The following is an 18136-nucleotide window of genomic DNA, read 5'->3' as shown; positions in this document are numbered from 1 at the left end:
TGGCATTGGGTCTGCTTTTTTTTTAGTTAAGCACTTCTTGGTAAGCGGCCTCGAATTTTTTGGCTGCCGCAAGGTGAGAATATTCGCGTTCCATCTTTAATCGTGCCCTCAAGGCTAACGCGGAAGCATATCGAGGATCATGCAGCAATGTTAAAATCGATTGGGCAAGCGCCTTCGTATTCTTCTCCTCCACGAGAAGGCCGTCCTCACCATCAACAATGATTTCCTTTAAGCCTCCGATTGCACTGGCAATGACGGGTGAGCCGCAGCTCATCGCTTCCAATGCCGAAATGGAGGTCGCTTCTTCCACCCCGTGCGAATGTACGCTAGGGATGAGGACGATATCTGACGTTTCATAGAGGTTATGCATTTCTTCGTAAGGCACGGACCCGATGAAATGAACGTACTCGGTTAATCCGAGCCTTGCTGCCGTTTCCTCGAGCCGGGCGTGCTGCTCCCCTGTACCGGCATAAACCAATGCCGTTTCCTGGTGTGTTTCGAGCACCTCGGGCAGGGCAAGGAGCGGATATATGACTCCGTTCTTTTCCGTCATCCTTCTAGGCACGAAAATCATCTTCTTGTGTAGGGGAAGCTGGAAAGCTTGACGGGTTTGCTCCCGTTCCGTGCTTTCCGGTGCAAAGGCTGACACATCAATGAAGTTTTTAATCGCTTCCGCCTCGACATGTGCTGAATGGTGTATATAATCTTTGATTCTCTGGTCGACCGTCACGACTTTTGCGGCGGATCGGTAGGCTTTGCATTCAAGCTCCCGAATGGCCAAATCTTCTTCACTGTCCTTAAGGAGCGCTCCCCTGCTGACTGCCTCGAATGAATAGTACCCATGGACGGTTTGGACCGTTGGAATCCCGGACTCAACGGAGGCGAGTGTAGCGTAAATATCTTGGGCATTGATGACATCATAGTGCTTATCCAAGCTTTTTATCAAAGACGCCAATAATTTTTGCCGTTGCCTGTCGTTGAAAAGCTGACCGCTTCCTTGTTTTACTTTGTTCATTAAAAAACCGGGTGCCTGTGCGAGCACTTTCTTCTTGAATGGGGGGAATTGTGAGAAAGATAAAACATCTACAGTATGGCCCCGTGACATCAGCCCCTTCTTCAATGTCATGATATGACTTGATAGTCCCCCTTCGTGAGGATAGTTGAAGATCGTTGTGATCAATATGTTCATGATGGGCACTCCTTTTCTTTTCACTTCGATTTGAGCTTTCTCAAAGACTGCAGGCTGCTCACTTTGAAAATCAACGATAATCCGAGGTACAGTCCGAATACCAATAACGAGATGAACACTAATTCGACGATGACGGGGAACGTCAAAGCAAGCGGGTAAAGCCATCGGGCAAGACTGTAAATGATGGCGCCTATGATGAGCAGCTTACCGCTTTCGGACAAAACATCCCTGAAAACAGCATGGTCCCTTTTCCTATCAGCCTCGAGCCAAAGGAAGTAAAATAGGCAGAGAGATTGAAGGAACATGGAGATCCCCGATGCAAGGGCAATCCCTCCTACGCCAAGCTGCCGCGATAGCAGCCAGCTTAGCATGACATTAAGAAATACGGCGAACACACAGGAATACATGGCCACTTTCGTCTTCTTTAAAGCATAAAAGGCATTCATCAAATAATCCCTAAGGGCAAAAAATGGCAGGGCTGCTGAATAAAAGAAAAATGCTGCATGTGTCGTTTTGGTAGCCGAAGCATCGAATGCCCCGCGTTCGAAAGCCAAGCTAATCAAGCTGTTTCCGCAGATTAACATGACGATCATGAAGGGAATCGCCAAAAAAACAAGTGTTTTCATTCCTCTTAAGGTTAAGCTGAGGAACGAATCGTAGCCGATAAGGGCCCGTTCGACGATGGATGGATACAAGACGGTAATCAGCGGCGTGAGGACAATGCTTAACGGCAGCCACAGCAGCCGGTTGGCATAATTCAGCGCCGATACGCTCCCGGTTTCGAGCGAAGTGGCTATGATTCGATCCACGACACTAGTCAATTGGATCACTAGGGCGGCGATGATGATCGGATAAAAGGTGTACAGTGTTTGTACGATCTGCCGTTTATGGGGCAGGAAAGAGAGAATGGGCCGAATGCTGTATTTCTTCAATGATGGATATTGAATAAGAAATTGGCTGGCAGCCCCGAATACAAAGCCCCAGGCCAAGCCCTCCACCCCGAAACGGGCAGCGAATAACACGGTGGCCGCTATGATGACCGTGTTCAGGGCAGTGGATGTGAGCGCTGGGAGAATGAAACGCTTATTCGCGTTCAGCACGCCGGTTGCCATATATGAAAGTGTGAAAAAAAGTAGGCTGGGCAGCATGATCCGGGTAAGTGATTCCGTCAAATCCAGCTCTGCATCCGAAAAACCAGGCGCAACCATCATGACGAGCGGCTTTGCAAAAATCATGCTGGCAACTGTCATGATTGCTGCGACCAGCATGAAGAAGGAACCTAATAAACTGATGAAAGCATCCGCCTTCATGCGGTTTTCGGCTTTCTTTTCCAAATAAACCGGAATGACCCCAGCCTGGAGCCCGCTGCCGAGAGCCGTGAAAAGTATGGTTGGTATAAGGCTTGCCACGAAAAAAACATCCGCCGTCGATGACGCCCCGAAATAGGCGGCTATGATCGACTCCCGGCCGAAGCCGAGAACTTTTCCAACGGCGGCGATGATGGTGACGAGCCCCACCGATTTAAGTACATGTGAACGATTAGGCATATTTTCAATCCTTTAACATGATGTCCTTTTGTAAAATGACTCCTACACAACTATAAAAAAATAGGGTGAACGTCTTATCCTCGAGAATATTGTAAAATAGACCCGCCGTTAAGGCCGCTAGCAGCAGGCAGGCAGAGAACGCTGTAAGGCTACCCTTGGACGCTGCCGTGATTTTACGGATGGCAAAAATGACGAAAACAAGAACGGCAAGGAAACCAAGCATGCCTGTTTGTACCAGTATCTGGATGTATTGATTGTCCGTATACATTCTTTCCCCAATTTGATATTTTCCATAGATTGGCGAAGGGAAGGAAAGGGTGGCTGAATCCCCGAATGTAGCAAGCCCGGTACCTATGATTGGATGATCCTTGGAAACTTCGATGCCCTTGAAAACAACATATAACCGTCCCCATTCCGTACTTTGGTGCACGATCTTTTCGGAAAACATTTCCGAAAAACGGCTGGAGAGGTCTTGTTCAGGTTCGGAAGCGGTGTTGCTCCCAATCGCCAGGTTATCCATCGGAACGGCTGCGGATAGCTCCATTTTGCTTGAAGCGAATAAAACTGGGTAGTAAATCAGAAGCAATCCAAGTGCAAAGGCTCCTATTGCATATTTTAGAAATGATTTACTTCTCGTCCAGAGTATGAAGACGAGCGACGCCAATCCGAATGCAATCAACGTGCCCCGGGAATATGTGAGCAATAACGTCCCGGCAAGCAAACCTGATGCCAGTAAGACGAGGGCTTTGTGCTTTTTCAGCGAGCGAAATAGGAAAAAGCTTAGAAACAGCTGTATGCTTAAGTATAGGGCGAAAACATTGGGGTTGGCAGCTGCCCCATAAATCCTCATCTTGTTTGTGGAAGAGAGTTTCCACATTTCCCATGCATGGGGCAGCAGGATCGAACGCGAAAAAATTTTCTCGATAAGGCCATATAGGCAAAGGATGATCGTAAATATCAGGGTTGCCTTTAAAAAGTGAAAGATATCCTTTCTTTCTAGATTTAATTCGCCGATAATGTAAAGGAGCAAGAATGTTATTAGCAAGGCCCGTAGTTCAAAGAGGATGGGCAGTATTTTCACTCCGGTTATGAGTGCAGCTAAAGTGCCGACTAAGCAAAAGAGCCAAAAGGGCACCGTGAATTGATATTTTGAAAATGACCAATCGTTCTTTTTGAACCTTTCCATAAGCAATGAGAAGAATAAGGAGAGTATGATCAGGTCACCTGTATAGGCCAGGCCGCCGTTCATTTCCATGAACAAGGGACGGGCGGGGAAATAAATGAATAAAATGAATACGAGACTTTTTTTATTTATACCGACAAAAACGAGCATCAACGCCGTCGCTATGTAGCCGGTGATAGGGTAGGGCACTGCTGCAGGTATGAGCAGGCACAGGATTAGAATCGGTAAAGCGTGTTTGTTTGGAAGCTTCAAATGAGTAACCACCTTTGAATCAATAATCAAGTTCTATGATGTGTATGAAAAAATTTCTTGAATAATACCCCACCCTTTAGATGTATAGTACATATGAAAGGCTGAAGTGAAATGACTGAAAAGTTTGTTGAAATACTCTCCATTCCATTCATCGATAGCAATATGGATGAATTTGTGAATAAGATCGTCTATCCAAGATTAATGAATCAGGAGAAAACGTTTGTCGTTACGGCAAACCCGGAAATCGTTGAATATGCCAATGAGCATCAAGATTATAAGGACATCATTCTATCGGCTGATTACATCACGCCGGATGGCGTTGGTATTATTATGGCCTCCAAATGGCTAAATCAACCTTTGGAAGAGCGAATTACTGGATTCGATTTGATGAATGAACTATATAGGATTGCTGATGAAAAGGGTCTGAAGATATATTTGCTCGGGGCGGAGAAAGATGTAATTGAAACGGCCGCTCTTAAAGTGAAACAACACTATCCGGGCGTCGTATTGGCAGGTTATCACCACGGATATATCGATATAAAGGACGAAAACCTGGCGATGTCGATTGCGGAACTTGAACCTGACATCATTCTGACTGCACTGGGGTTTCCTCGGCAGGAGAAGTGGGTTTCCAGGCACTATCCCTTATTCGAAAAAGGGGTATTCATGGGAGTGGGCGGAAGCTTCGACGTCCTTGCAGGCAAAGTGAACCGCGCCCCGGTTTTTTGGCAAAGAATGCGTCTTGAATGGTTGTACCGGTTGATCCAGCAGCCATCCCGATGGAAACGGATGCTTGCACTGCCAAGATTCGTTTTCAAGGTCAGGCGATTAAGGAAAAGGGTGCAGCGTTCCTGACATAAGGAGTGGACTGGATGAAAGTCTTGCATTTAAATGCTGGTAATGAAACTGGCGGCGGCATGTTCCATATCATGTCCTTATTGGACCGATTGAAAAAAGAGGAGTGCATGCTTGGGGTGTTCGAAGAGGGGGAGCTCTACCGGCGGTCGGTGACTGCTGGGATAAAAACCGAGCTTTTCCTTCAGCATTCCAAATATGACCTGTCCATCTTGAAACGTTTACGTGACTTCATCCGTCTAAATGATATAGACATCATTCATACCCATGGACCGCGGGCGAATATATACGGTGCTTTTTTGAAACGCCTCATCAATCGCCCTTGGCTTCTCACCGTTCACAGCTCACCCCGTCATGACTTCCTGGGTCAGGGCATCAAGGGAAGGGTGTTTACGGGCCTGCATGTCAGGTCATTTCAACATGCTGATCATATACTGGCGGTTTCAGACCGCTTTAGGCAAGATTTGATCGATCAAGGAATCGATCCGTCCAAGGTGACCAAGATCCTTAATGGGATCGACTTCGGGAAAAAAATGCCGCTCTCTTTTCAAAGAGGCGATTTCGGGTTAGCAGATAATGACTTCATCATCATCATGCCGGCAAGATTGGAGCCTGTGAAAGGGCATGAATGTGCCTTGAAGGCATTGGGAGCTGTGGTTTCCAAGTCACCTCATGTGAAGCTTTTGCTTATAGGTGACGGGAGCAGGAGGAAGGCCCTGGAACGGCTTGTCCAAGAAACAGGGTTATCCGGTAACGTCATCTTTTTGGGGCATCGTACGGATATTGAAAGAATCTATCCGCTTGGTGACATCACCTTGCTGACCTCCTTAAGCGAAAGCTTCCCGCTAGTTTTGCTTGAAGGGGCAAGGTCAAGCCTTCCTGCCATCACGAGCGATGTTGGCGGAGTGAGGGAATTGATTTCCGATGGGAGCAAGGGCTGGGTCACGGAAATCGGCAATGTAGGCGAGCTTGCGGGAGCCATCTTTCATGCTTTGGAATTAAAGGAATCCGGAGAACTGACAAAGATAGGGTCGAATTTACAAAAATTTGCAAAAAACAACTTTTCTATAGAGATTTTAGCTGAAAACGTATATAATGTTTATTTGAGGATGAAAAATTAAAATAAGCATTCATATATATAGGTTTTCTTATAGATCGTTACGGGTATCAGATTTTTAGTTGAATTGAGGTGGTTCTTAATGTTAATTGGGGCCTTGTTAGTATCCTTTTTATTATCCATTTTCTTGACTCCTTTTGTCGGAAAGCTGGCCTTTAAATTAGGAGCTACCGACAAACCAAATGAGCGGAAGGTTCATAGTAAAATTATGCCGCGAATGGGCGGTTTAGCCATATTTTTGAGTTTTTTCATTACCTTTTCGCTGTTTACGAATGATTTTTCCGGTCAATTGCCGCTTCTGGTCGGCGCTCTCATCATCATTTTGATCGGGATGGCCGATGATATATATGAACTAAGGGCTGCACCAAAATTTCTGGGCCAAATCCTTGCTGCCCTCATCATCGTACTGTGGGGCGGGCTTGAAGTTGAATTCATCAATTTGCCCTTCTTCACTGATACGCTGGAATTTGGCATATTAAGTACACCGATCACCATTCTATGGATTGTCAGCATCATCAACGCCATCAACCTGATAGATGGTCTCGATGGCCTTGCCGGCGGCGTTTCAACCATTGCATTAGTGACGATTGCAACGATGGCGCTCATCAAAGGCGATCTATTCGTTGCCACGGTTGCCTTGATCGTAATAGGAAGCACACTTGGCTTCCTGAAATATAATTTTCACCCGGCAAAGATTTTCATGGGGGATACAGGCGCCCTGTTCCTTGGTTATATCATTGCCGTCCTGTCCCTGCTAGGGTTTAAAAACGTTACGATGATTTCCTTGATCGTTCCGATCATCATTTTGGGCGTGCCGATTTCGGATACATTTTTTGCGATAATCCGCAGGCTCGTCAATAAACAGCCGATTTCAGCAGCCGATAAATCCCATCTGCATCATTGCTTAATTAATTTGGGGTTCACGCATAAACAGACCGTCCTGCTCATCTACGCCCTAGCTGCTTGCTTCGGCTTGGCAGCCATCATTTTCTCATTTGCCACGATGTGGGGGGCTTTGATCCTAGTGACGGGTCTGCTGCTGATCATCGAGATTTTTGTCGAAAAAATCGGCTTGGTCAATTCAAATTACCAGCCATTGCTCAAGATGCTTAATTTTAAAAACAAACCATGATAGATGGGCAAATAGATTACTAGAATCCTGTACGGATATGTGAAAGGCTCCAACCGTGTTGTATGCGGTCGGAGCCTTTTTATGTTTAAGGAAGCAAAGAAAATCCCACTTTTGCAAGTGGGGAGTTTTGTTCATTCTTCTATTTGCGGCTGGACGGTTTGATTGGTGACTTCTTTAGGTCCCAAGTTCAAATGTGATTGAAGCAATAGCTTCGTATTCGCTATGGAAGTCTCGTTCAACTGATAATAGTAGGTTCCGTTAATGGTGGAATCCTGTCCTTCAAGCTTGACCGTCTCAAGATTAAGACCATTATCGCCAGTTACATATTTTATGAATCCCTTAATTTGTGAGAATTGTAGGTTCGTTGTCATATTGTCCCCGACAGCTTCCATTACGTCTGTATATTTCGTTAAAGCTCCAGCGGATGTTGCCTTGGAGATGATGGCTTTAAGGACTTCCTGCTGCCGCTCGCCGCGTTGGATATCACTGTCTTTTTTACGTGTCCGGGCAAAGGCCAAGGCCTCTTCACCATCTACCGTCTGAATTCCTTTTTCCAGATGGATCGCATTCTTTTTATCATGTGAATCCATTTCGTTCATTTCGTATGGTACGTCAACTTCGATTCCATCCAATGAATCGACAACATCTATGAAAGCGTTGAAGTTCATGCGGACATAATAATCGACTGGGATATCGAATAATTCTTCCACGGTGTCCATTGTCGCCTTTGGACCTCCGGCTGCATGTGCCGCATTGATTTTTGTGGTGACGCCCTTGGCAGGCACGTACACATAAGAATCACGCGGAATGCTTAAAAGCTTAATCGATTTCTGATCTTTATTGAATGTAGCCAAGATTAATGCATCAGACCGTGAGTTTCCTTTATAGTCACGTTCGTCACTATCATCGATTCCGATGAAGAGGATCGAGAAATTATCTTCGAGAGGGTCGACCGATTCGCTCCGCTTTGCTGAAGCCTCCACCGGATCATAGGAACCCTTGAATACATCCTGTGCTTTTAAATATAGAGTCGCAGCATACGTGGTAGCGCCCAGACCGAGTACCAGCAGGGGCACCAGGAACAGCCAAAGCCTCTTTCGCCTTTTTTTCTTCGTCTTTTTTATTTTATAGACACGCCTAGTAGTAGACATCTTTTCTTCTCCTTTTAAATAACGAATCTCAGACATAAATCGCTATTTTTCGAATCTATCTTTTTATATTTCGTCACATATTAACCCTAATTTTACAATGATTTAATAAAATCGTAAAATAAATATTTCTTTTCAATTATATTACACCCTAAAAAAGGAAAAAATGCAGGGGCAAATCAGGCGAATGCCTGCTCCAAATAAAGCAGTTCGCCTTCTGAGATTTGACCTTGACCGTTTGTCAGCTCTGTCATCCAGGAGATATATGATTCTTTTTGGGCCTCTTCAGCATATACGAGGATCGTTACCTGATCGAGGTATTGAATTTCCTTAATTTGATAAATCGAGGAACGTAATTCGTTTTCCAATTTTCCAAGCCACGTATAGTCGACCGTTGTCGAAATGACCCGCATTAGCGTTCTGCTGACAATCCCGGTGGCAGTTAAACCTTCTGAAGTCGATTTGCTATAAGCACGGATGAGTCCCCCGGCACCGAGCTTGATGCCCCCGAAATACCTTGTGACCACTACAGCGGTGTCCTTCAAATCTTTTTTCTTAAGCACCTCAAGGATCGGGACGCCTGCCGTGCCGCTAGGCTCCCCATCATCGAGGGCCTTTTGGATGTGGTTTTGTTCCCCGATCATATAGGCTGAACAATTATGTGTAGCATCTTTATGCTTTTTCTTGATTTCTTGGATGAAAGCCTGTGCGGCTTCTTCCGTTTCAACTCGGGCGATGTGCGAAATGAACCGGGATTTTTCAATGATGATTTCATGTTCCCCGCGACCTGCCACCGTTAAATATTGAGTGAGCATACCTATTCCACCTTCGGCTTACTATTGGTTGATTCATTATAATTCTTTGTTTGAAAAGTGGCAATCACGATTCGGTTTTAAGGCAGATGTGTAAAGAAACTTTAATATTAGAAAGGGAAGTCCATGTTATAATTAGTTCTATTGCCTGCCATTTTGGAGCGAATATTATGCTTAAAAGAATAACATTTTAGGAAAAACATCGGGTTTTGATCACAAGGCCCCGCTAGTTCCTATCGTGTCCCTACATTTCAAGGATTTTGCCATTTAATAAATCGATCTGTTTCATATAATAATCAATCAACGGAGCGGAATACCCGATTTGATTGAAAAGGATCATTTGTATTAGGCTAATGGAAAGGGTAATGGCCTTTAATGGGTATGCTAGACTACCATTTCGGCCATAATACCTATAACCGGGATATATGTACCATCTATGGACATTTCGTAAAAATCCGGCAAGGAAATTAACGTATTTTTATTCTTTTTTTGGTACAATATGTTCATGAAGGTTGCTGCATACAAAAGTTTCCTGAAGTTTAGCCATTCATGAAAAAGGAAAAGAACCTTTTTCCATATACATAGTCTTTAAGACAATACATTTTTTTAAGTCTTTTGATTTAAGTGGAGGGATCTTAATGTCCATTAAAAAGGTTGATGCTAAAGCATTGGACAAGATCTTGGAAACAATGGTGAGCACTGTTAGTGAAAGTAAGGACGAGGTCTTCGACATCGGCGAGCAATGCCGGAAAGATTTTGAATCATTAACAAAAGAGCTTGATGATGTGAAAATCAGGGTTGCCATCGTGATAAACGACAGTGATGCGCTGGATTCAAAAGCCAGATTTGCACGAAAAAGGCTTTCCGAGGTCAGTATGCACTTCAACCATTTTTCTGAAGAGCAGGTACGGGATGCTTATGAAAGGGCTCATAAGCTTCAAGTCGACCTGCAAATAAACCGGCAATTGGAGAAGGAACTTCGCAATCGCCGGGATGAACTTGAATTGAGGTTAAGGGCCCTGCAGCAGACGATAGATAAAGCGGTGCATCTTGTTTCGCAAATATCGGTCGTGCAGAATTATTTGACCCAGGACCTGAAATTCGTAGGGGAAGCCCTGCAGGAAGCGAAACGCAAACAGGACTTCGGCTTAAAAATAATCGAAGCCCAGGAGCAGGAACGCAAGAAGCTTTCACGGGAAATTCATGATGGTCCAGCACAAATGCTCGCGAATGTCATGATGCGTTCCGACCTGATCGAACGTGTCCAGCGGGAGAGAGGGCCTGATGAAGCGCTCGTGGAAATCCGCAGTTTGAAGGTCATGGTAAGGAATGCTTTATATGAAGTGCGCAGGATCATCTATGATCTTCGGCCCATGGCGCTTGATGATTTGGGCCTTGTCCCTACCCTCAGAAAGTACCTGCAAACGACCGAAGACTATAATGATGGCGTGCATCTGAATTTCGTCAATCTTGGACAGGTCAAAAGACTTCCTTCCGATATGGAGGTCGCTTTATTCAGGCTTGTGCAGGAAGCGGTACAAAATTCATTGAAGCATGCGGAGCCAAGACAGGTTCAAGTTAAACTGTCCATTTCGAAGGAGATGGTGACCGTTGTCGTCAAGGATGATGGAAAAGGGTTTGACAGTTCCATTCAAAAAGAAGGCTCATTTGGCTTGGTAGGCATGAGAGAAAGGGTCGAGCTGCTTGAAGGTGAAATGACGATCGATTCACAGCCAGGCGCAGGCACTTTGGTATTTATACAGATTCCCTATCAATTATAAATTATAGAGAATAGGCATTTTAAATAGAAACTAGGAGGAAGAAGCCGTTGAAGACTAGTATCATCATTATCGATGACCATCAGCTTTTCCGTGAAGGCGTTAAGCGCATATTAGATTTTGAATCATCATTCGATGTTGTTGCCGAGGGTGATGACGGAAGTGAAGCAATGGATCTCGTTGAGACACATAAACCAGATGTTGTGATCATGGATATCAACATGCCGAACATGAATGGGGTCGAAGCAACGAAAATGCTTGTGAACCGATACCCTGAAACAAAAGTCATCATCCTTTCGATTCATGATGATGAGAACTACGTACAGCATGCGTTGAAAACGGGAGCCCAAGGGTACTTATTGAAAGAGATGGATGCGGATGCGTTGATCGATGCCGTTCGTGTGGTAGCGGAAGGCGGCTCATACCTCCATCCGAAGGTTACACATAATTTAGTGAAGGAATATCGCCGCTTGGCAGCCGACGAGGGTGCTGATCGTGATTCCGTTCATACGATCGAAATCAGGAGACCGCTTCACCTCTTGACTCGACGCGAATGTGAAGTGCTTCAGCTATTGGCTGACGGAAAAAGCAACCGCGCCATTGGCGAGACGCTTTATATCAGTGAAAAAACAGTTAAGAACCATGTAAGTAACATACTTCAGAAAATGAATGTGAATGACCGTACACAAGCGGTTGTCCTGGCTATTAAAAACGGCTGGGTAGAAGTGAAATAATTCTTCCGAATAGATCCGGCTCCTCAGTTTCCATAATGGTTACTAGGGAGCCGGAATTTTTTTTTGCCTTTTCAGAGATTGAAAAAGCTCTTTAATGCAAATGAAGGCATTTTCAGCTAAAATGTTGAATAAGTACAAATACGAGCAAATTTTTATAAGGATGGTACTCATGATGAAAACGGCAGTCGTAACAGACAGCACCGCATATATACCAAAGGAAATACGTGAACGTTTACATATACATATGATGCCGCTTAATGTCATTTTCTCCAATGAAGCTTACCGGGAAGAAGTCGATATTACTGCGGATGAGTTTTATGAGGAAGTGAAGAGGCAGGAAAAATTGCCGACGACGTCACAGCCTCCAATCGGACTGTTCGTCGAGAAATTCGAGGAGCTGAAAAAGGAATATGATGATGTGATTTCCATTCATTTATCGAGCGGCATCAGCGGTACGTATCAAGGTGCGGTTTCAGCGGGGAAGATGGTCGAGGGAATAGACGTTCATGCCTTTGATTCGGAAATCAGCTGCAGCGTCCAGGGGTTTTATGTGCTGGAAGCGGCAAAGATGGCCCTTGAGGGAAAGGGTGCCGGAGATATCATGGCCAGGCTCGAGGAAATGAAGCCGTCCGTCAGGGCATACTTCATGGCGGACGACCTAACCCATTTACAGCGTGGAGGGCGGTTAAGCAGCGCCCAAGCTTTGATCGGCAGCCTGCTTCAAGTGAAGCCGGTCCTCCATTTCGTTGATAAGGTCATTGTCCCATTCGAAAAAATCCGCACAAGGAAAAAAGCGATGAAGCGAATTGCCGATTTACTTGGAGAAGATGCGGCAAGCGGTGCAGAATATAAAGCGGTCATCATTCATGCAAAACGGGAAGCTGAAGCACAAGAGTGGAAAGCCGAACTTGAAGCACGATTCCCGAATGTGGAATTTGACATCAGCTATTTCGGTCCTGTAATCGGAACCCATCTTGGTGAAGGATCGATGGGGATGGGCTGGTATAAAGTGTAACTCAAGGACGCCCTCCCCGAATGGGGGGCGTTTTTTTTAATGGAGCAACAAGGAATCGGGATGTCTTAAGGCGAAGATATGAAGAGTAAATCCATAATGAAAGTAGGGTATAGTGTGAAACATTCAAGCATTCCCGAGTCCTTTTCCCCGGAACTTCAGAACCACCTTTTTGGCAGGCATCTGCTGGCCTCCGAAATCCCCTTTTCCGAAGAAATGATCGTAGAGCATCTCAAGAATGGGTATGTCTCGCAACTAAGCGGCGTGCATGCCGAAAGCGGGAAGTTTACCTGTTTGCGCTGCGGCAACGAAGATCAATCCATGTTTTATGCAATCCCATGTAAGGTTTGCCATCGGGATTGTGCTTACTGCCGTTCATGCATCATGATGGGGCGTGTCAGCGAATGCGCGAAATTATACCAATGGACCGGTCCTCGTTTGCTGTATCCCGTTCCTGATCAAGTGATGAGCTGGGACGGCAAGCTATCCGAAGGGCAGCTAACGGCCTCGCATCGAGTGGTTGATGCGGTGAACGAAAAGGGGGAACTGCTGGTATGGGCCGTCTGTGGTGCCGGCAAGACGGAGGTCTTATTCCCCGCGATCAAGACGGCCTTGATGGCGGGGAACCGAATCTGCCTGGCAACGCCGCGGACGGATGTCGTTCTCGAACTTTTCCCAAGATTGAAAAAGGCCTTTCCCAAAATTGATGTTGCTGCCCTTTATGGAGGCAGTTCGGATCGCCATACCCCCTCTCAGCTCATCATCTCCACGACTCATCAGCTTATTCGCTTTATTGAAGCCTTTGATGTCATCATCGTCGATGAGGTCGATGCGTTTCCCTACTCCGCGGATGATTCCCTTCATTATGCCGTAAACAAGTCAAAAAAATCTGCTGCCGCAACCATCTACCTGACCGCAACACCCTCGAAGCGTATGAAGCGATTGTACCGTAGCGGCAAATTGAAAGCAGTGACCATCCCGGCCCGCTACCACCGTCAGCCAATTCCTGTCCCGGAAATGGTGTGGTGCGGGAACTGGCAAAAGAAATTCCTTGAAAAAAAGATACCCCCCGCAATTGGCAGGTGGGTAAGTGACCGCATGAGCCAGAACATCCCCCTTCTCCTATTTTTCCCAAGCATTAAAATGCTGGAACAAGTTAACCCGCTTTTTCAATTGCTGTCCCCTAAATTGAAAATCGTCCACTCACAGCATCCCGAACGTAAGGAAAGAGTGATGGCGTTGAGGAATGGGGAGGTGCCTGGATTATTGACCACGACCATCCTTGAACGCGGCGTGACAATCGAACGTTTGGAGGTGGCCGTGATTGGCTCGGAGCATGAAGTGTTTTCAGAAAGCGCCCTCGTCCAGATTGCCGGGCGGGTTGGGAGAAGCCTGGCATTCCCTCGCGGCACGATCACTTTTTTTCACTATGGAAAAAGCAAAGCGATGATCGAGGCAATCCAGCACATTCGGATGATGAACAAGACTGCCCGGGAAAGGGGGCTGCTTGATGATGAATAGATGCCTAGTCTGCAATGAAGCCATGAAGGATGTCCTGACATGGAGGACCCTATTGAAGAGGGCGGATGCCAAGGTAATTTGCAAAAGCTGTGAGGGTGGACTGGAGAGGATTACCGGGGAGAGATGTTCCTTGTGCTCAAGGGAGCTGGACGGCATTCACCGAAGCGGCGACCTTTGCTACGATTGCTCAAGATGGGAAAGCGATAACGAATGGTCCGGCCAATTGTCCAGGAATATTTCGCTCTTTCATTATAATGAACAACTGAAAGAAATCATTGCCAAATTTAAGTATCGCGGGGATTATGCATTGGCATCGATTTTCGTCCCCTATTTGCGGGAGGTGCTGAAGGACATGGAGCATGACCTTATAACATGCATCCCGCTTAGTGATGAACGGCTAAGGGAGCGCGGTTTCAACCAGGCGCAGGCTTTGGCTGATCTTCTTGGCCTTTGTACGGTCGAGCTCCTGAACCGGATCGATACGGAAAAACAATCAAAGAAATCACGTCTGGAGAGGATTTCGTTACCACAGGTTTTCGAGGTCAAAAACCAGGATTTGCTGCAGGGTCGGTCGATCTTGGTCATCGATGACATTTACACGACCGGCACAACACTCCGGCAGGCAGCCAAAGCCTTGAAAAAAGCTGGGGCGAAAGCCGTATCATCAATCACCTTGAGTAGGTGAAATAGCACAATTTTAAGGAACTTCCTAAAGTATCGTCCGGATTATTCGATATATACAGTACAAATCAATAATCGGTGTGTTGGTGAGGAGGGGCCTTGATGGATATATCCAACTGTCCAAGCTGTAATTCGTTATTCGTCATGACGAAATTTCGCGATGTTTGCGATGCCTGCTATAAAGAGGAAGAAGCTAATTATGATAAAGTATATGCCTATATTCGCAAGAAAATAAATCGTACGGCCTCGATGATGCAAGTGGTTAAAGACACAGGTGTGGAAGAAATGCTCATCATTAAATTCGTGAAAACAGGAAAGCTAAGGATTTCGCAGTTCCCTAATTTAGGAATTCCTTGTGAAAAGTGCGGCACTCTAATCAAAAGCGGAAGGTTATGCGGCAATTGCAGCGATTCCCTGCGTACGGATTTGCAGGCATTTGAAGAGGAGGAAAAACGCTTGGCCTCCGGGAATGATAAAAGAAGTACGTATTACATGAAGGATGATCAAAAGGGGTAATTCATGGAAAATTGTTGCATGATTTGCTAAAATATTCGATATTGAGAACGTTTTTCGGCAAATGCTGTCGAAGGAAAGATAACCAGAAACCATAAAAGATATCCATTCCTTGTCGATAATAATGATAGGGAGAATGATGCGGTCCATAGCCACTTGAATGGCCTGTTTTGGAAATCGTAAAGTAGGATGGAAAAAATCGACCGAAGGAGAGGATCTGGAATATGAAAATCAATAACGTCGGTGTGACAGGTGTTAACCCGTATAATCTTCAAGCCAATAAAGCAGCTACTATCAAGGAATCCAAGGTTAATGCCAAGGATAAAGTCGAAATTTCCTCAGCAGCAAAAGAAATGCAGCAATCATCTCCGATTCCTGCTGCAAGACAAGCGAAAGTGGACGAATTGAAGCTCCAAGTGGAGAACGGAAGTTATAAGTTGAATCCACAAGCGACGGCTAAAGGTCTCATCGATTTTTACCGGAAATGATTGTTTGAAAACGAAAAGGATGAATGGATTGGACGGAAGGCACCCATTTCCGTCCCTCATTCATGAGGAGGGGAGGCAGCAAAATGTCTGTACAGAGCATCATCGAGTCGCTTGAAAAATTGATCAAGCTGCATACAAGTTTCAACCAATTAGCGATAAGGAAAACGGCCCTTTTGAAAGCGAATGATACCGAGGCAATAACCGCATTGCTGATACAGGAACAAAAGCATATAAAAGCGATCAGTCAAACGGATAAGGAAAGAGAAGGGGCGGTCGCGGAGTTCCTTCGTGCATATGGAAAAGCGGGACAGCCTGCCTCCATCCACAGTGTAGCTGAACTGACAGGAGCGAACGAAACGGAAAAATTGAACCGGCTAAAAGCGGAATTGATGGAAGAAGTGGCTAAGCTGAAGGAACGGAACGGTTTAAATCAGCAATTGATCTATCAATCGCTTCAGTTCATCAATGTCTCTTTGGATATGTTCAGGCCTCGGAATCAAAACCTGAATTACGGAAACTCAGTAAAAAAACCTGCCAAAAGCGGGATGACGATGTTTGATTCAAAAGCATAAGAAAACGGAAGAAAAGGAGGCGAGTGCGAATGATTTCAACCTTCATGGGTCTTGAGACGGCGAAGCGTGGATTATCTACCTCGCAAGGAGCCTTGTACACCACAGGAAATAACGTGGCCAATGCCAATACATTAGGGTATTCCAGGCAGCGGGTCAACCTCGTCCAGACGCCGGGCTTCCCCACTGTCGGGATGAACAGCCCGCGGGTGGCGGGCCAAATCGGCACGGGTGTTGCGGCGGAAACGGTGCAGCGTATCCGGGACAGCTTCCTCGACGCACAATATCGGACACAAAGCAATAAAATCGGATACTACGGGGCGATGAGCGAATCCTTGACGAAAATGGAAGGGGTCATGAATGAACCGACCGACAGCGGCTTGGCTGCCACGATGGAAAAGTTCTGGAATTCACTCCAAGGGCTGACGGCGAACACGGAAAACTCCGGGGCGCGTGAAGTCGTTGCCTCGACAGGGGTCATGGTCGCGGACACCTTGAATTACTACTATAACTCGCTAACGAGCGTCCAAACGGATATCGGAAATCAGATCAACGTCAAAGCGAACGAAATCAATACGCTCATCAGCAGCATCGATCAGCTTAACCAACAAATCAGCAAGGTCGAGCCTCACGGCTATATCCCCAATGACCTGTATGATAAACGGGACGTACTTGTCGATAATCTCTCACAGCTTGTCAGCATAAAAGTGCAAAACGTCATTCCCACGGATTACGGCAGGGCCAGCGATGTAGCGACAGGACTGTATAATATCGAATTGATGCAGGAGGACGGATCTTCCTATAAGCCGCCCATCAATTTAGTGAGCGTTAACCAAACCGGAATGGTGGCCACCTCGAAAATCGAAGTCAGCTATGATAAAACGACTGGATTGGTCGATGGAGTGAAAGTCGGGTCAAAAACATTGACTGACTACAAGTTTTCAGGCGAATTATCGGGCTTGATCAACAGCTTTGGTTATAAAAAGGCTGACGGCTCGGTCGGCGGAGCTTATCCTGATATGCTGAAAAAGCTCGATAATATGACGGCGGCCTTCGTGAATGAGTTTAATGCCATTCACAAACAAGGGTATGCTTTGGGTGATGGCAGCACGTCCACCCTGAACTTCTTCGAGATCGAACCGGGAAAAAGCGCTGCCCAAAGCATCAAGGTGAACGGTGAGATCATAAAAGACCCTTCGAAAATTGCTGCAGGCGGGAAAAGCGGCGGAGCATCCGGCGACAATGAAAATGCCAAGCTGCTGGCGGACCTGAAGAAGAAGGCATTTAGCGAGTACTCGACGAAGGGCCAAAATTCCAATGAATTGACGGGCAGCTTCGACACGTATTATGCCGGTATCATCGGCAAGCTTGGGGTCGATTCCCAAAGTGCCCAGAAGAATCTTTCCAACTCGGTTGTGCTCGCCACTTCCGTCAATCAAAATAGGGAATCCGTCAGCTCCGTATCACTTGATGAAGAAATGACGGACATGATCAAATTCCAGCAGGCCTACAATGCCTCTGCAAGGATGATGACGATGATGGACGAAATGCTCGATAAAATCATCAATGGAATGGGCACGGTAGGCCGATAAGAGGAGTGAACGA

General features: G+C 46.0%; 17 protein-coding genes. 12 read left to right on the top strand and 5 right to left on the bottom strand.

What is annotated here, in order from left to right; all coding sequences use genetic code 11:
• Positions 1 to 22: 22 nt before the first annotated feature.
• From QNI08_RS13095 to QNI08_RS13085, 3 genes are read right to left on the bottom strand one after another with little or no spacing between them, the layout of a single operon-like run.
• A complete protein-coding gene (locus QNI08_RS13095; RefSeq protein WP_285767870.1) occupies positions 23 to 1189 on the bottom strand; it encodes a glycosyltransferase family 4 protein in 1167 nt (388 codons plus the stop codon).
• A 20-nt stretch (positions 1190 to 1209) separates the two neighbouring features.
• Positions 1210 to 2736, bottom strand: coding sequence for a murein biosynthesis integral membrane protein MurJ (gene murJ / locus QNI08_RS13090; RefSeq protein WP_285767869.1), 1527 nt, complete (start codon positions 2734 to 2736; stop codon positions 1210 to 1212).
• Positions 2737 to 2740: 4 nt separating this feature from the next.
• Positions 2741 to 4171, bottom strand: a complete 1431-nt coding sequence (locus QNI08_RS13085; RefSeq protein WP_285767868.1) for an O-antigen ligase family protein — start codon at positions 4169 to 4171, stop codon at positions 2741 to 2743.
• A 111-nt stretch (positions 4172 to 4282) separates the two neighbouring features.
• Between QNI08_RS13085 and QNI08_RS13080 the strand changes: the two genes are divergently transcribed.
• The 3 genes from QNI08_RS13080 to QNI08_RS13070 all read left to right on the top strand — a co-directional run bounded on the left by QNI08_RS13080 (position 4283) and on the right by QNI08_RS13070 (position 7275).
• A complete protein-coding gene (locus QNI08_RS13080) occupies positions 4283 to 5026 on the top strand; it encodes a WecB/TagA/CpsF family glycosyltransferase (protein ID WP_285767867.1) in 744 nt (247 codons plus the stop codon).
• 17 nt (positions 5027 to 5043) lie between these two features.
• A complete protein-coding gene (locus QNI08_RS13075) occupies positions 5044 to 6147 on the top strand; it encodes a glycosyltransferase family 4 protein (protein WP_285767866.1) in 1104 nt (367 codons plus the stop codon).
• 78 nt (positions 6148 to 6225) lie between these two features.
• Positions 6226 to 7275, top strand: coding sequence for a glycosyltransferase family 4 protein (locus QNI08_RS13070; protein ID WP_285767865.1), 1050 nt, complete (start codon positions 6226 to 6228; stop codon positions 7273 to 7275).
• 131 nt (positions 7276 to 7406) lie between these two features.
• Here the strand turns inward: QNI08_RS13070 and QNI08_RS13065 are convergent, their stop codons facing one another.
• Both QNI08_RS13065 and QNI08_RS13060 read right to left on the bottom strand, forming a co-directional pair.
• Entirely contained in the window at positions 7407 to 8426 is a 1020-nt protein-coding gene (locus QNI08_RS13065) for an LCP family protein (protein WP_285767864.1), read from the bottom strand.
• Positions 8427 to 8602: 176 nt separating this feature from the next.
• Positions 8603 to 9238, bottom strand: a complete 636-nt coding sequence (locus QNI08_RS13060; RefSeq protein ID WP_285767863.1) for a YigZ family protein — start codon at positions 9236 to 9238, stop codon at positions 8603 to 8605.
• Positions 9239 to 9873: 635 nt separating this feature from the next.
• Here QNI08_RS13060 and QNI08_RS13055 point away from each other — a divergent pair.
• From QNI08_RS13055 to flgK, 9 genes are all read left to right on the top strand, one after another.
• Entirely contained in the window at positions 9874 to 11016 is a 1143-nt protein-coding gene (locus tag QNI08_RS13055) for a sensor histidine kinase (RefSeq protein ID WP_285767862.1), read from the top strand.
• A 47-nt stretch (positions 11017 to 11063) separates the two neighbouring features.
• The gene (locus tag QNI08_RS13050) at positions 11064 to 11747 is read left to right on the top strand and encodes a response regulator (RefSeq protein WP_064467174.1); all 684 of its coding nucleotides are present in this window, start codon (positions 11064 to 11066) and stop codon (positions 11745 to 11747) included.
• A 172-nt stretch (positions 11748 to 11919) separates the two neighbouring features.
• Positions 11920 to 12762: a DegV family protein gene (locus QNI08_RS13045; RefSeq protein WP_285768111.1), complete on the top strand. Its 843-nt coding sequence runs from the start codon at positions 11920 to 11922 to the stop codon at positions 12760 to 12762.
• A 96-nt stretch (positions 12763 to 12858) separates the two neighbouring features.
• Positions 12859 to 14280 carry an ATP-dependent helicase ComFA gene (locus QNI08_RS13040; protein WP_285767861.1) on the top strand — a complete coding sequence of 474 codons (1422 nt, stop codon included), beginning with the start codon at positions 12859 to 12861 and terminating at the stop codon, positions 14278 to 14280.
• Positions 14270 to 14965: a ComF family protein gene (locus tag QNI08_RS13035; RefSeq protein WP_285767860.1), complete on the top strand. Its 696-nt coding sequence runs from the start codon at positions 14270 to 14272 to the stop codon at positions 14963 to 14965. Before QNI08_RS13040 ends, QNI08_RS13035 begins: the two co-directional genes overlap by 11 nt.
• Before the next feature lie 98 nt (positions 14966 to 15063).
• Complete coding sequence (locus QNI08_RS13030) at positions 15064 to 15477, top strand: TIGR03826 family flagellar region protein (protein ID WP_285767859.1); 414 nt, start codon at positions 15064 to 15066, stop codon at positions 15475 to 15477.
• Between the two features lie 221 nt (positions 15478 to 15698).
• The gene (flgM, locus tag QNI08_RS13025) at positions 15699 to 15962 is read left to right on the top strand and encodes a flagellar biosynthesis anti-sigma factor FlgM (protein ID WP_285767858.1); all 264 of its coding nucleotides are present in this window, start codon (positions 15699 to 15701) and stop codon (positions 15960 to 15962) included.
• An 83-nt stretch (positions 15963 to 16045) separates the two neighbouring features.
• Entirely contained in the window at positions 16046 to 16534 is a 489-nt protein-coding gene (locus QNI08_RS13020) for a flagellar protein FlgN (protein WP_285767857.1), read from the top strand.
• A gap of 29 nt (positions 16535 to 16563) precedes the next feature.
• Positions 16564 to 18123 carry a flagellar hook-associated protein FlgK gene (gene flgK, locus QNI08_RS13015; RefSeq protein ID WP_285767856.1) on the top strand — a complete coding sequence of 520 codons (1560 nt, stop codon included), beginning with the start codon at positions 16564 to 16566 and terminating at the stop codon, positions 18121 to 18123.
• Positions 18124 to 18136: the final 13 nt, after the last annotated feature.

It is taken from the genome of Peribacillus folii, assembly GCF_030271255.1.
In the GTDB taxonomy this organism is placed as follows: Bacteria; Bacillota; Bacilli; order Bacillales; family DSM-1321; genus Peribacillus.
This window is presented reverse-complemented; position numbering and strand designations above follow the sequence as displayed.

Coding starts and splice junctions, on each gene's coding strand:
- QNI08_RS13095 (WP_285767870.1), bottom strand. CDS start 1,189: ATGAACATATTGATCACAACGATCTTCAACTATCCTCACGAAGGGGGA.
- murJ (WP_285767869.1), bottom strand. CDS start 2,736: ATGCCTAATCGTTCACATGTACTTAAATCGGTGGGGCTCGTCACCATC.
- QNI08_RS13080 (WP_285767867.1), top strand. CDS start 4,283: ATGACTGAAAAGTTTGTTGAAATACTCTCCATTCCATTCATCGATAGC.
- QNI08_RS13075 (WP_285767866.1), top strand. CDS start 5,044: ATGAAAGTCTTGCATTTAAATGCTGGTAATGAAACTGGCGGCGGCATG.
- QNI08_RS13070 (WP_285767865.1), top strand. CDS start 6,226: ATGTTAATTGGGGCCTTGTTAGTATCCTTTTTATTATCCATTTTCTTG.
- QNI08_RS13065 (WP_285767864.1), bottom strand. CDS start 8,426: ATGTCTACTACTAGGCGTGTCTATAAAATAAAAAAGACGAAGAAAAAA.
- QNI08_RS13060 (WP_285767863.1), bottom strand. CDS start 9,238: ATGCTCACTCAATATTTAACGGTGGCAGGTCGCGGGGAACATGAAATC.
- QNI08_RS13055 (WP_285767862.1), top strand. CDS start 9,874: ATGTCCATTAAAAAGGTTGATGCTAAAGCATTGGACAAGATCTTGGAA.
- QNI08_RS13045 (WP_285768111.1), top strand. CDS start 11,920: ATGAAAACGGCAGTCGTAACAGACAGCACCGCATATATACCAAAGGAA.
- QNI08_RS13040 (WP_285767861.1), top strand. CDS start 12,859: ATGAAAGTAGGGTATAGTGTGAAACATTCAAGCATTCCCGAGTCCTTT.
- QNI08_RS13035 (WP_285767860.1), top strand. CDS start 14,270: ATGATGAATAGATGCCTAGTCTGCAATGAAGCCATGAAGGATGTCCTG.
- QNI08_RS13030 (WP_285767859.1), top strand. CDS start 15,064: ATGGATATATCCAACTGTCCAAGCTGTAATTCGTTATTCGTCATGACG.
- flgM (WP_285767858.1), top strand. CDS start 15,699: ATGAAAATCAATAACGTCGGTGTGACAGGTGTTAACCCGTATAATCTT.
- QNI08_RS13020 (WP_285767857.1), top strand. CDS start 16,046: ATGTCTGTACAGAGCATCATCGAGTCGCTTGAAAAATTGATCAAGCTG.
- flgK (WP_285767856.1), top strand. CDS start 16,564: ATGATTTCAACCTTCATGGGTCTTGAGACGGCGAAGCGTGGATTATCT.